Below are 12,574 nucleotides of genomic sequence, written 5' to 3'. Positions count from 1 at the left end.
CAGGCGCGGTGCCGACGTCGTCGCCACCCGGTCCGTGGTCTCCGCAGGCCGGACCGCCGGTGCCCACGTCTCCGGCGGCGGCCGCCCCGTACGGCCGGGACGAGTTCGGCCTCGACATCGCGCCGGCATCCGGTGGGTTCCCCGCCGCGCCCACCACCGGCGGCTACGCCGGACCACCGGCGGATGGCGGCTATCCCGCCGCGCCGGCCTTCGGCGGCTATCCTGCGCAGCCCGGCACGGGAGACTACTTCGCGTCGTCGTACCCGCCGATCGAGCCGTCACCGCCGCCGCAGCGCCGGATCCTGCCGTTGCCGGCCCCGCCGCCCCGGCGGATCTGGCCCAGCCTGGTCGGGGGCCTGCTCGCCGGTGCCCTGGTGGCCGGCACGGCGGCGTTCTTCGTCGGCCGGGCCACTGTGGATGCCGCTGACCCGGTGCCGGTGGTCGCCGCCCAGCCGCCGGCGATCACCGAGCTGATCGAGGCCAACCGGGCCAGTTTCCCCGACGACCTGCTCCCGGTGGCGCAGCCGTGGCTGGCCGACATGAGCGACTGTGTCGCCGACACCGACAGCGACGGCCCGACGTTGGACCCTGGCCAGCGGTCCCATGTGCTGTGCCGCGACGGCGGCATGTACCTGCACTTCGTCGCCTATGTCTCGGCGGACGCCAAGGCCGCCGACCTGAGCTTCCGGCGGCAGATCGCGTTGAACTCGTCGAGCGTCCTGCCCGGTGCCGACCAGCCGGACCGCAAACTGGGTGGGGTCACCGGGGTCGGCGGCACCTACGTGGAGTACGCCGTGCGCGCCGGCGAGGACCCGGCATTGTGCGGGGTGTGGTGGAGCCCGGACGACACCGACACGGCCGTCTACGTGGACGTGCTGTGTGACAGCCTCGGTGGGGAGTGGGAGCCGCTGCGCGCGGTGTGGCAGCGGCACAGTTGATGGCCGACCTGCTGGCCGACCGGTCGGTGGCGGTGGTGCACGAGTGGTTCAGCGCCGTCGGCGGTTCGGAGAACGTCTTCCTGGCCATCGCCGACCTGGTTCCGCACGCCTCCCGGCACGTGCTGTGGGCCGAGCCGGACGCCGACCCGGCCGGGCTGCGGCAGACGTGGCTGGCCCGTACGCCGTTGCGTCGGTCGAAGGCGCTCGCGTTGCCGGTGATGCCGCTGGTCTGGCGTACGGCCGGCCGGCCCGCCCCGGACGTGGTGATCTCGTCGAGTCACGCGTTCGCGCACACGGTGAAGTTCGGTGACCCGGCGCGGACCCGGCACCTGAGTTACGTGCACACCCCGGCCCGGTACGTGTGGTCGCCGGATTTCGACGGTCGGGGGGCGAATCCGCTGCTCGGGCTGCCCCGGGCGGCGTTGCGTCGGGTCGACCGGTGGGGTGGGCGGCACGTGCACGCGTACGCGGCCAACTCCGTGGAGGTCCGGGACCGGATCCTGCGGTTCTGGCACCGCGACGCGACCGTGGTCAACCCGCCGGTGGACGTGGAGTTCTTCGGCGCCGGGCCGGACGGTGACCGGGACTACCTGCTCGGCGTGGGGCGGTGGATTCCGTACAAGCGGTTCGACCTGATGATCGAGGTGGCGGAGCAGGCCGGGATGCCGCTGGTGCTCGCCGGGTCCGGCCCGGCCGAGGCGCAGCTGCGTCGGCGGGCCGGGTCCGCCGTACGGTTCGAGGTGCGTCCGTCGCGGGCGCGGCTGCGCGAGCTGTACGCCGGGGCGGCGGCGCTGCTGTTTCCCGCGCACGAGGATTTCGGCATCGTGCCGGTCGAGGCGCAGGCCGCCGGTACCCCGGTGGTGGGGCTGGCCCGTGGTGGTCTACTGGAGACGGTGGTGCACGGGGAGACGGGGATGCTGGCCGACTCGACCGACCCGCGGGTCCTCGCCGGGCTGCTCGCCGAGGTGCCCCGGCTGGACCGGGCGCGGATCCGGGCGCAGGCGGCCCGGTTCAGCCATGCCCGGTTCGCGCAGCGGATGACGAGGTGGGTCGACGATGCCGTCGGATGAGCGCCGGGTGACGGTGCTGGACGCCAGCGGGGTCGGCCCGGGTGGGATCACCCGGATGTTGCGGGAGGTGGTGCGGCACTGGCCGACCGATCACGACCTGCGGATCGTGGCCGCGCCACCGGGGTTCGAGGCGGCCACCGGGGTGGTGGTGAGTCACCAGGCCGGCGGCCGGGCGGGCACCATCGCCGCCGCGACCGCCGTCCTGCGCCGGCAGCGGTCCGGGCGGATTCTGTCGCTGAGCCCGTCGATCGCGGTCGCCGGTGCCCGGCTGCCGGTGGCGACGATCGTGCACGACGTGGCGTTCCGGCTCTGGCCGGCCGGTCTGTCGCGGTCGGTGCGGGCGTACCGGCGGTGCAGCTACGCGACGGCGCTGCGCCGCTCCTCGGCGCTGCTGTGCGTCAGCGACCGGACCCGCCATGATCTGCTCGGCCTCTACGGGGTGGCCGGTGACCGGGCGACGGTCTGGCATCCGGGCAGTGACCTGGCCGCGCCCGGGGTGGGGCCGCCGCTGCCGGCCGAGTACGTGCTGGTCGCCGGCCACGCCCCGCACAAGGGGGTCGAGTTGGCGATCGAGGCGGTCCGGGCGGTGCCCCGGTACACGTTGGTGGTGCTGACCGGCGGGACCCGGCATTTCCGGGACGATTCCGGCCGTACCGTGTTCCTGGACCGGTTGGACGACGCAGCCTACGCGGCGACCGTGGCCGGTGCCGCCGCGTTCCTGATGCCGAGCCATTTCGAAGGGTTCGGGCTGCCGGCGGCGGAGGCGCTCGCCCTCGGCGTTCCCACGATCGTCTCGCCGGATCCGGCGTTGCACGAGGCGACCGCCGGGGCGGCGGTCCGGATGCGGGACTGGTCGGTCGGGGCGCTGGTCGAGGCGTTGACGCGGGTCGAGGCGTCGACGGGGGTCGAGGCGGTGACGCGGGTCGGGAAACCGGGGCCGGTGGCGGTACGCAGCTGGCGGCAGGCCACGGCGGAGCTCGTCGAACGGCTGTGGCGCTGATGCGGATCGCGATGGTGCACGCCTCGTTCACGGTCCGGGGCGGGGCGGAGCGCTACATCGACGACCTGACCGCCAGCCTGGTCGCCCGGGGCCACCAGGTGCGGGTCTTCACCGCCGCGGACCGGCCACGGTGGTCGGCGCGGCTGCCCGGTAATGTCGCCGTGCACCTGGGCGACCTGCTGGACCCGACCGGTCTGCGGCCGGCGGACCTGCGGGAGTTCGCGCCCGACGTGGTGCACGTGCACAACTGGCAGGGGCTGGGGGTGCCGGTGGTGGCCCGGCTGGCGGCCGCGTACCCGACGGTGCACACCGTGCACGACCACGCGGTGGTGGACCCGAACAACACGATGCGCAACGTGGGCCGGTCGCGGCTGCTGGACGCGCTGCTGCGGGCCCGCTCGGCGTGGATCCTGCGGCGGTTCACGCGGCTGCGGCTGCTGTGCGCCACCGACCGGGTCCGTGACACGGTGCTGCGCGGCGCGTCGGGTGCCCGGCGGCCGACCAGCCGGGTGGTGCCGCTGGCGGTGGCGACCGACTGGAACCGGCGGGCCTGGCCGGTCGGCGACCGGCGGACCTTTCTTTTCCTTGGCGCGTTGAGTGCACACAAGGGCCTCGATCAGCTGCTGGACGCCTGGGACGGGCCGGGCACCCTGCTGGTGGCCGGGGACGGGCCGCTACGGGCCCGTGTCGAACGGTCCGGTCCGTCGGTGCGGGCGCTGGGCTACCTCGACGAGGCGGCGAAACGGGCGGCGGTCGGCCGGGCCGGCTGGCTGGTGTTTCCCAGTACGGGGGCCGAGACGTACGGTCTGGCCTGCGCCGAGGCGCTGATGGCCGGCCGGCCGCTGATCGCCGGCGCGCACGCGCCCCCGCCGATGGCGGCCGGGACGTCGACGCTGCTCTACACCGGCGTCGACGGGCTGCGCGTCGCCCTGCGGCGGGCTGCGGCGATGCCGCCCGACGAGTACGCCGCGATGGCGGCGTCGGCGGCCGCCGACGGCCGAAAACTGGACTGGGACGACCACGTCAGTGCCGTACTCGACGCCTACGAGGAGCGATGATCACCGCACCACCGCCGCGCACGACGTCACGCTGGGACCGCATCGACGAGTACGGGCTGCTGTTCGTGCTGGTCGCGAGCACCGCCCCGCTGGCCCTGTCCGGGCTGTCGTGGCTGCTGTTCGGCGGCCGGTCCTGGGTGATCAACCTGGCCGCCGCCGTGGTCACCTGCGCCCTGGCCGCCGGGGTGGTGCTGCGCCGGGGCGGCGACCTGCCGGTGCGGTGGGTGGCGGTCGGCGCGGCCGCCGCCGGGGTGGCGGTGATCTGGAGCGTCATCGGTATCGCCCACCACGGGACGGCCCAGACCGTCACCGGTCTGCGGCTGATCCTGATCCCGGTGGCGCTCGCCGTGATCGTCGCCGCGCTCGCCCCGGACGCGGTCCGGCGGCTGCTCACCGCGTTGTCCTGGATGGTCGTCGCGAACGCGGTGGCCGGGGTGGCGCAGGTGCTGATCGGCCCGGCGACCCTGGTCGAATGGGGGTTCAGCCCGCACCACAACGTCCGCTACATCGACGGGGTGTTCCGGGTGCCCGGCCTGACCGAGTTCAACGCCGAACTGGGCCTGCTGGCCGGGGCGTACCTGCTCGGCTACGTGGCCTGCTGGCTGACCCCGAAACGCCGGCCACTGTCGGTGCTGTGGCATGTGGCCGCCACGGCGGCGGTGCTGTGTCTGGTGTTGAGCACCAGCCGCTCCGGCGCGCTACTGGTGGTGGCCGGCGTGACCGGTGCGCTGGTGCTGCCGTACACCCGGTCCCGGGGTCGGCGGCTGCTCGCGGTCGCGATCGCCGGGTCGATCGCGGTCGGTGTCGCGGCGACGTTCGTGGTGATCGGCGCGGGCGGCACCGCCAGCCTGTTCGAGCGGTTCGGTGTCTGGGGTGACCTGCTGGCGACGGTGCCGCTGGCCGGCGACGGCATCGGCGCGGCCGGTGGTGCCTCGTACTCGCGGGTGGCCAGCTCGCCGCCGCGGTTCGTGGACAACTACTTCCTCAACGTCGGGTTGCAGTTCGGTCCGGTGGTGATGGTGCTGCTGCTGGCCGCCACGGCCTACGCCCTGGTGCGCCTGGCCCGGGCGTCGGCCGGCCGGCCCGAGCTGGTCCTGCCGATCGCGCTGCTCAGCGGGCTGGCCGGGGCGAGCCTGACGGTGGACACCTGGGAGTTCGCCTCGACGATGCTGACGCTGATCCTGTTCGGCTACCACGGCCTGCGGCCCGACCCGACAGCGTCCGACCCGGCCCGGCGATGACACGGCCCGGCACGTCATGATCCGGCGCGGCACGGTGCTGGTCGGGCGGCTGCAGCGGTCGCAGCTGTCCGTGCAGGCGTCGACCCGGTCGGCCAGCATCGCGGTGTTCCTGCTGGCGTCCTGGGCCGACCATGGTCACGTCGCGCTGGTGGCGTTCCAGGGTGCCCTGCTCGCCGTCCCGTACACCCTGATCGAGGCCCTGGTCGGCCGTCCGCAGTCGGCCGGGGTGGTGCCGGCCGGGTGGGACCGGCAGGCGTGGGCGACCCGGGTGGCGGCGGTGGTCACGCTGCCGGTCGCCGTGGTCGGCGTCGCGGCGGTGTCGGTGGCGCTGCCGCAGACCAGCGTCGCCGACCGGCTGCTGGTCGTGGCGCCGGTGCTGCTGCAGCTGCCGCTGGAGGCGCTGTTCTGGTCGATGGCCGCCGACCGGGGGCGGCGGCGGGCGAACCTGGTACCGCAGCTGGTCGCGGCCGGCACCATCGGGACCGCCGTCGTCTTCTTCGTCGTCGGCGCCCGGCTGGAGATCGCGGCGGTGCCCGGCCAGCTCGCCGTACTGGCCTGGGCGTTGGGCACCGGGCGCCGCACCCGGACCCGCGGCCGCGTCCCTGGGCGGACCCGGCCGGGCCTGCTGGCCGGGCTCCGACCGGGCCTGACCTACTGCCTGGCGGCGGCGGTCGACCTCGGGTACGTGGTGGCGTTGCCGGCGGTCGCCGCCGTGGTGGCCGGCCCGGCCGCGATCGTGGTGCTGCGGGCGATGGATCTGGCGTTCGGGCCGTTCCATGTGGCGTTGGCCGCGACCACCCGCGAGGACCTGGTGGCCGGGCGGGCCGCCCGGTTACGCACCGGGACCCGGCTGCTGACCGTGGTCCTGCTGGTCGGGGTCAGCGGGCTGCTGCTGGCCAGCGCCGGGGTCCGGGGGCTGCTGGCCGCCGAGCTGGCCACGGCCGGCCTGGTCCCAGTGGCGCTGTACGCCGCGTACAAAGCCGCCGTGATGGTGTCGACCTGGCTGTCGGTGCGGCACATGGTCCGGGCGGCACCTCGGACGTTCCTCGTCTCGGCGGTCGGATCACGGACGATCGCGGTGGTCGGGCTGGTTGCCGCGCTGCTGTGGGTGGACGCTGTTGGTGGCCTGTTCGGGCTGCTCGCCGTGGGGGAGACACTGGTCGCCCTCTGGTATGCGGCCCGCCTGGCGGCAACGTCGGCCCCGCCGCCCACCGCACCGGCTGTGGAGATTGTCAGGCCGCGCGATCCATCGACTACTCTCGTCACGTCCCGTCAGCCGCAGGAGAAGTCATGAGACCGCAGCCGCCCGGCGAGCGAACGCAGCCGTCCGGCGAGCCGCACCCGCGTCGGGCCGTGCCGCGTCGGCGGGCGATCGTCACCACCGCCGCGCTGCTCGCCGGCACCGGGGTCGGCGGGATCGGCGCTGCGGCGTACGGCAGCGGGCTGGCCGCGGCGGCCGAGCGGGACTACGACGTACGGGAGTTCGGCGCCGTCGGCGACGGCAGTACCGACGACACCCACAGCCTGCAGCGTGCCCTGGACGCCGCCCGCGCCACCGGCGGCATCGTGTTCCTGCCGCCGGGCGTCTACCTGACCCGCCAGCTCACCCTCTACTCCCGGGTCCACCTGCGCGGCTCCGGCGGCGACGCCACGATTCTGCGGCTGGCCCCCGACAGCAACACCGCCGTCGTCGAGTCCGACGGCTTTGCGGCGCAGTCGCGGGCCGGCAGCGACGCCGGCATCACCATGTTCAGCGTCCGAGACCTGACCGTGGACGGCAACCAGGGGGAGGGCAACCCGGTCAGCTGCGGGCTGCGGCTGTACGGGTACGGCTACGAACTGACCGACCTGACGGTGTTCAACTGTGGTGCCGACGGGGTGGTCAGTGGCTGGGGGACCGCCGGGCACCTGCCGGCACCGTCGCATCAGATGGAGTCGCGGGTCACCGGTCTGCGTACCCACGACAACGGCGGCCACGGGGTCAACTTCGCCGGGCCGCACGATTCGATGTTCCTCAACTGCCTGTCGTTTCAGAACGCCGGCACCGGGTTTCACCTGGACGGCAACTCGTACGGCACCCTGATGGTCAACTGCCACGCGTGGGGGGTACGGCAGAACGTCTCGTTCGAGCTGGCCGCTTCCGGCATCGGCTGTGTGAACTGCTACGCCGACCTCGACGGCGGGGTCGGCGTCCGGATCTCCCGTAACGACTGCCGCTGGCTGGCCGGCTACGTCCAGGGGGCCAACCACCCCGGCCCGGCCACTGAGATCGGCATCCAGTTCGTGCCCGGTGCCGTCGCGGCGGAGCCGGCCTGCGTCACCGTCGACACGTTGATCCGCAACTGCGCGACCGCCGCCGTCGACTTCGGTGCCGACCGTGGCTTGTCGAGCGTGCGGGCCACCCTGTCCCAGCCGGGAGTGGCCGGCGTCGCAGGCACCGGGCTCGGCTGGATCGGCCGGCCGGCACCGGACACCCAGGTGGAGATCACCCACGGTCTCGGGCATCCGAAGAACCTGGTCGTGCGGCCCGCGTTCGACCTGCGGGCCGAGCCGACGCCGCCGGCCCCGCACGACAGCCAGGTCCGGGTTTTCGCCCGCGAGGTCGACGGCCGTACCCAGCTGTGCGCCCGGTTCGCCAACGGCGAGGTGCGGGTCCTGGCCGCCGACACCTAACCGGCGGCGGTGCCGGTGGCCGCGATGGCCGCCGTGTCGTCGCGGCGGACCGCGTCGTAGAACGCCTCGGCCCGGGCCGTGTCGGGAAGCACCACGCTCTGGTCGCCGCGCATCCCGGTGCCCGAGGTGGGGCTGGTGTAGAAGCTGAGGTTCCCGCTGCGCAGATGGCGCAGGTCGGTGGCGACGCCGACGATGTTGAGGGTGTCGTCGACGGCGACGGCGTCGGCGGTGGCCCGCAGGAACGCGTTGAGCCGGCCCGGGTTGGTGAGGATCCCTCCCGACGACGCCTTGTCGATGATCGCCCGGATCACCTGCTGCTGGTGGCGGATCCGGGCGAAGTCGCCGTCGGCGAACGCGTACCGCTCCCGGGCGTAGTCCAGCGCGGCGGCACCGTCCATGGTCTGCGGTCCGGCTTCGAATCGGCGGATGCTGTCCGGGTTCAGCGAATGTGTGGAGGTGAACGCCTCCTCGACGTCGATCTCCACTCCGTCGAGGGCGTCCACGATGTCCTTGAAACCGGCGAAGTCGACCATGACCACATGGTCGATCCGTACCCCCGTGTAGTTTTCGACGGTCTGCACCATCAGCGGTGCACCACCCCAGGCGTACGCCGCGTTGATCTTCGCGTCGGTGTCGCCGTACCGGCCGTCGGCACTGCTCGGCACGTGGATCCAGGTGTCCCGGGGAATGGAGACCAGCTGCGCGCCGGAGCGGTCCGCCGGCACGTGCATCAGGATGATCGTGTCGGCGCGGGAACCGCCGGTCGACCCGGGGTCGCGCGTGTCGCTGCCCAGGATCAGCAGGTTCATCGCGTTCGCCGCCACCTCCTCACGTACCGGACGCTCCTCCTGCGGCACCTGGTCGAACGCCTCGATGCGGACGATGTCGGCACCGATGTCCCGGGCGTACCACCACGCCGCGACCGCGCCACCACCGCCGAGCAGGGCGAGGACGACCAGGGTGACCAGCGTCGTCCGCAGCCACCGCCGTCGTCGGGGTGGGGCGGCCGGCGACCGGGCGGGAGCTGCGGCGTCGTCGGCGGACGTCGTGTCGGCGGGCATGCCCGGATGGTAGCGGCTGCGCGGCAATCGACGGCCGCCGTATCATCTGGACGGCTGGTCAGCTTCTCGGGGGACGTCGTCATGACACAGGTGGAGGCCGTACCACGGCAGCGTACGGTGTCGACGGTCGCACCGCTGGGCCCGGCGGCGGCACCGCCGGCCGGGCACCGCAGCGCGCTACGGGCCTGGATGCTCACGCTCCCCGTCGACCTGGCCGCGTTCCTGCTGCCACTGGCCTGGAACCGGGACCACTGGAAGGGCGTCATCGCCGCCAGCCTGGTCACTGTGGCCATCTTCGCCCTGGGTGGACTGTACGCCGGCCGCCGGCACGTCAGCTTCCTCGACGAGCTGCCGCAGCTGTGCGTGCGGCTGCTGGCAGCCGCCGCCGTGGTCGCGATCGTCGCCGCCGAACGGCACGACTCGGTGGACTACGTCGCCGGGTTCATGCGGGTGGTCGCGGTCAGCGCCGGGCTGGTGCTCCTCGGGCGGCTGCTGACCCGGCTGGCCGTGGTGCTCGCCCGCCGCCGCCGCTGGGTCGAGCACGTCGCCGTCATCGTCGGCGGCGGCCCGGTCGCCGCCGAGCTCGCCCGGCTGCTGCACCGCTACCCCGAGTACGGCCTGCACGTCGTCGGGTTCGTCGACGTGGCGGCGACCGGGCACCGGGGCACCGACGCGGCCGCGACGGGGCACCGGGGCACCGATCTCGCCGCGACCGGGCACTGCGGTGCCGACGGCCCGCCGCTGCTCGGCGGCTTCGACCAGATCGAGGAGCTGATCCGCCGGGTCCGGTGCGAGGTGGTGCTGATCGCCGACGTCGACTGTAGCGACGAGGAGCTGCTGCGGGTCGCCCGGCTGCCCGGGGTCGCCGCCTGCGATCTGTGGGTGGTGCCCCGGCTGCGGGAGTTCCACGCCCGCAACGGCATCCCCGACCACATCGGCGCGATCGGGGTCAGCCGGGTCACCCCGCCGTCGCTGACCGGCCCGCAGTTCGCGGTGAAACGCGCCTTCGACATCGTCGCCGCCGGCGTCGCCCTGGTGCTGCTCAGCCCGGTGCTGGCGGCCTGCGCCGTGGCGACCCGGGTCGAGGGTGGCCCCGGTGTGCTGTTCCGGCAGGTCCGTGTCGGGCGGCACGGTCGGTCGTTCGAGCTGCTGAAGTTCCGGTCGATGCGGCCCGCCGACGAGATGGAGGCGCAGACCACCTGGTCGGTGGCGGACGATCCCCGGCTGCGCCCGGTCGGCCGGTTCCTGCGCCGTACGTCGTTGGACGAACTGCCCCAGCTGTGGAACATCCTGCGCGGCGACATGACCGTGGTCGGCCCGCGCCCGGAACGCCCCTACTTCGTCGACCAGTTCTCGGTCGACTACCCCGAATACGCGATGCGTCACCGCGTACCGGTCGGGCTGACCGGGTTGGCGCAGGTCAGCGGTTTGCGCGGCGACACGCCGATCTCCGACCGGGCCCGGTTCGACAACTACTACATCGAGAACTGGTCGCTCTGGCTGGACGTGAAGGTGATCCTGCGGACAATCCTGGAGGTTCTGCGGGGCGGCGGCCGCTGACGCGGCGATCATGGGGCGGTGATCGCCGCAGAACCGACGCCGAGGTTGTCGACCGCCCAGTGGTACGCCGACTTCGCCCGCCGGCAGGCGTCCGGGGTGTCGCCCAGCTACGAACGGCTGGCGTACGCGGTCTCCGGCGACGACGACATCCTCGGTCTGCTGGACTCGGTGCCGCCGCCGACCCGGCAACCCAACCTGCTGTTCGGCGTGGTCCGGCTGCTCGGCGGGCCGGTCGACGACCCGGCCGCGTTCCACGACTTCACGGTGGCGCACTGGCCGGCGGTCGAGGCGCAGCTGCGTCGCCGGTTGACTCAGACCAACGAGGCCGGGCGGTGCGCCGTACTGCTGCCGGTGCTGGCGGCGTTGCCGCAGCCGCTGGCGCTGCTCGAAGTCGGCGCGTCGGCGGGCCTGTGTCTCTACCCGGACCGGTACGCCTACCGCTACGACGGCGGCCCGATCGTGGGGGACGGCGAGCCGCTGCTCGACTGCGCGACGGCCGGCTTGACGCCGCCGGGTACCCGGCCGGAGGTGGTGTGGCGGGCCGGGCTGGACCTGACCCCGCTGGACGTCACCGACGCCGACGACGTCGCCTGGCTGGACGCGTTGATCTGGCCGGAGCAGGAGCATCGACGGGCCCGGCTGGCGGCCGCTGCGGCCGTCGCGGCGGCCGATCCGCCGCTGCTGGTCCGGGGTGACCTGGTCGACGACCTGCCGGTACTGGCCGCGTCGGCGCCACCGGACGCGACGCTGGTGGTGTTCCACACCGCCGTGCTCTACCACGTGCCGGCTCCGCGCCGGTCGGTCTTCGTCGACCTGGTACGCGGTCTGCCGGGTCACTGGGTGGCGAACGAGGGGCCGGACATCCTGCGCCACGGCGCGCTGCCACCGCCACCGGACGACACCCTGCACAACGTGCTCGCTCTGGACGGCCGGCCACTGGCCTGGACCCGTCCACACGGCCAGGGGATGACCTGGTTCGGCTGACCGCCGACCCGGGCGGCGGCCGTTTCACAGGTGGGTGGTTCTCGCGTCGGGGGTTGTCGCCGGCCGGGTTGTCGGCAGCGCGCGGGACAGGAACCCCCGGATGTGGCCGACCACGGTGTCCAGGTGGCTTTCCAGCAGGAAGTGACCGCCGCCGGGCACCAGGTGGATCTCGGCGTTCGGAAGGTCCCGCGCGAAGGCACGCGCCCCGTCCGGCCCGAAGATCAGATCCTCGGCCCCCCAAACGGCCAGTAGCGGCACCTGACTGCGCCGAAAATACGCGTGCAGCTTCGGGTACAGTGGAGGGTTGGTGGCGTAGTCGCGGAAAAGCGCCAGCTGTGCCAGGTCGTTGCCGGGGCGGCTGATGTCGCGGTGGTCGTACGTCCAGGTGTCGGGGTCGACAAGGTCGGGGCGGTCCACGCCGTGCAGGTACTGCCAGCGGATGGCGTCCAGACCGAGGGCGGTGCGCACCGCCGGCTCCGTGTCCGGTCCTGGATCGTCGGCGTACGCCCATACCGGCGTCCAGAAGTCGGGGACGAAGCCGTCGTCGTACCCGTTGCCGTTCTGGCTGACGACCGCAGTGATCATGTCGGGTGCGCGGAGGGCGAGTCGCCATCCGATGGGAGCGCCGTAGTCCTGCACATAGATGGCGCAGCGGGTGACGCCGAGCTCGGCCAGGAACGCTTCGGTGACGTCGGTGAGCGCGTCGAACGTGTACGGGAACGCGTCGGCGGGCGGGGCGTCGGAGTGGCCGAAGCCGATGTGGTCGGGGGCGATGACGTGGAACCGGTCGGCGAGTCGCGGGATCAGCCGGCGGAACATACGTGAGCTGGTGGGGTACCCGTGCAGGAGCAGCAGCGTCGTCGCGTCGCGGGGGCCGGCCTGTCGGTAGAAGACGCGGTGCCCTCGCACGGTGGCGTACCGGTGGTGGACTTCGATCATCTCTAACCCTCTCAGAGCTTCGTGGTGGTTATCTAGCTTCAAGTGGACCC

General features: G+C 73.4%; 11 protein-coding genes. 9 read left to right on the top strand and 2 right to left on the bottom strand.

Annotated elements, in window-relative coordinates; genetic code table 11:
• Positions 1 to 59: 59 nt before the first annotated feature.
• Genes ACN28F_RS05920 through ACN28F_RS05890 form a run of 7 tightly spaced genes read left to right on the top strand, consistent with a single transcriptional unit; the run spans position 60 to position 7,980 of the window.
• Positions 60 to 938: a hypothetical protein gene (locus tag ACN28F_RS05920; protein ID WP_421357182.1), complete on the top strand. Its 879-nt coding sequence runs from the start codon at positions 60 to 62 to the stop codon at positions 936 to 938.
• Positions 920 to 2,008 (top strand): glycosyltransferase, encoded by a 1,089-nt coding sequence (locus ACN28F_RS05915; protein WP_421357181.1) that lies wholly within the window; start codon positions 920 to 922, stop codon positions 2,006 to 2,008. Before ACN28F_RS05920 ends, ACN28F_RS05915 begins: the two co-directional genes overlap by 19 nt.
• Positions 1,995 to 3,008, top strand: coding sequence for a glycosyltransferase (locus ACN28F_RS05910; RefSeq protein WP_421357180.1), 1,014 nt, complete (start codon positions 1,995 to 1,997; stop codon positions 3,006 to 3,008). Before ACN28F_RS05915 ends, ACN28F_RS05910 begins: the two co-directional genes overlap by 14 nt.
• The gene (locus ACN28F_RS05905) at positions 3,008 to 4,066 is read left to right on the top strand and encodes a glycosyltransferase (RefSeq protein ID WP_289207068.1); all 1,059 of its coding nucleotides are present in this window, start codon (positions 3,008 to 3,010) and stop codon (positions 4,064 to 4,066) included. The genes ACN28F_RS05910 and ACN28F_RS05905 overlap by 1 nt, the downstream gene beginning before the upstream one ends.
• The gene (locus tag ACN28F_RS05900; RefSeq protein ID WP_421357179.1) at positions 4,063 to 5,307 is read left to right on the top strand and encodes a hypothetical protein; all 1,245 of its coding nucleotides are present in this window, start codon (positions 4,063 to 4,065) and stop codon (positions 5,305 to 5,307) included. Before ACN28F_RS05905 ends, ACN28F_RS05900 begins: the two co-directional genes overlap by 4 nt.
• Positions 5,308 to 5,323: 16 nt before the next feature.
• Complete coding sequence (locus tag ACN28F_RS05895) at positions 5,324 to 6,601, top strand: hypothetical protein (protein ID WP_421357178.1); 1,278 nt, start codon at positions 5,324 to 5,326, stop codon at positions 6,599 to 6,601.
• Positions 6,598 to 7,980, top strand: a complete 1,383-nt coding sequence (locus ACN28F_RS05890; protein WP_421357177.1) for a glycosyl hydrolase family 28-related protein — start codon at positions 6,598 to 6,600, stop codon at positions 7,978 to 7,980. The genes ACN28F_RS05895 and ACN28F_RS05890 overlap by 4 nt, the downstream gene beginning before the upstream one ends.
• Here ACN28F_RS05890 and ACN28F_RS05885 read toward each other — a convergent pair.
• Complete coding sequence (locus tag ACN28F_RS05885; RefSeq protein ID WP_289207064.1) at positions 7,977 to 9,041, bottom strand: LCP family protein; 1,065 nt, start codon at positions 9,039 to 9,041, stop codon at positions 7,977 to 7,979. The two genes, ACN28F_RS05890 and ACN28F_RS05885, sit on opposite strands and share 4 nt — an antisense overlap.
• Positions 9,042 to 9,122: 81 nt before the next feature.
• Between ACN28F_RS05885 and ACN28F_RS05880 the strand changes: the two genes are divergently transcribed.
• Together ACN28F_RS05880 and ACN28F_RS05875 are read left to right on the top strand one after the other, a co-directional pair.
• The gene (locus ACN28F_RS05880) at positions 9,123 to 10,601 is read left to right on the top strand and encodes a sugar transferase (RefSeq protein ID WP_421357176.1); all 1,479 of its coding nucleotides are present in this window, start codon (positions 9,123 to 9,125) and stop codon (positions 10,599 to 10,601) included.
• Positions 10,602 to 10,646: 45 nt separating this feature from the next.
• Positions 10,647 to 11,585, top strand: coding sequence for a DUF2332 domain-containing protein (locus ACN28F_RS05875; protein ID WP_289211035.1), 939 nt, complete (start codon positions 10,647 to 10,649; stop codon positions 11,583 to 11,585).
• 24 nt (positions 11,586 to 11,609) lie between these two features.
• Here the strand turns inward: ACN28F_RS05875 and ACN28F_RS05870 are convergent, their stop codons facing one another.
• Complete coding sequence (locus ACN28F_RS05870) at positions 11,610 to 12,524, bottom strand: alpha/beta fold hydrolase (protein ID WP_421357175.1); 915 nt, start codon at positions 12,522 to 12,524, stop codon at positions 11,610 to 11,612.
• Between the last annotated feature and the right edge of the window lie 50 nt (positions 12,525 to 12,574).

This window comes from Solwaraspora sp. WMMA2101 (assembly GCF_049179175.1).
In the GTDB taxonomy this organism is placed as follows: Bacteria; Actinomycetota; Actinomycetes; order Mycobacteriales; family Micromonosporaceae; genus Micromonospora_E.
Note: the sequence above shows the minus strand (reverse complement) of the source record. Positions and strands in the feature narration are given on the sequence as shown.

What these genes read in the sequence shown, in the direction of transcription:
- ACN28F_RS05870 (WP_421357175.1), bottom strand. Translation starts at nt 12,524, where the DNA reads ATGATCGAAGTCCACCACCGGTACGCCACCGTGCGAGGGCACCGCGTC.
- ACN28F_RS05910 (WP_421357180.1), top strand. Translation starts at nt 1,995, where the DNA reads ATGCCGTCGGATGAGCGCCGGGTGACGGTGCTGGACGCCAGCGGGGTC.
- ACN28F_RS05880 (WP_421357176.1), top strand. Translation starts at nt 9,123, where the DNA reads ATGACACAGGTGGAGGCCGTACCACGGCAGCGTACGGTGTCGACGGTC.
- ACN28F_RS05905 (WP_289207068.1), top strand. Translation starts at nt 3,008, where the DNA reads ATGCGGATCGCGATGGTGCACGCCTCGTTCACGGTCCGGGGCGGGGCG.
- ACN28F_RS05890 (WP_421357177.1), top strand. Translation starts at nt 6,598, where the DNA reads ATGAGACCGCAGCCGCCCGGCGAGCGAACGCAGCCGTCCGGCGAGCCG.
- ACN28F_RS05885 (WP_289207064.1), bottom strand. Translation starts at nt 9,041, where the DNA reads ATGCCCGCCGACACGACGTCCGCCGACGACGCCGCAGCTCCCGCCCGG.
- ACN28F_RS05895 (WP_421357178.1), top strand. Translation starts at nt 5,324, where the DNA reads ATGATCCGGCGCGGCACGGTGCTGGTCGGGCGGCTGCAGCGGTCGCAG.
- ACN28F_RS05900 (WP_421357179.1), top strand. Translation starts at nt 4,063, where the DNA reads ATGATCACCGCACCACCGCCGCGCACGACGTCACGCTGGGACCGCATC.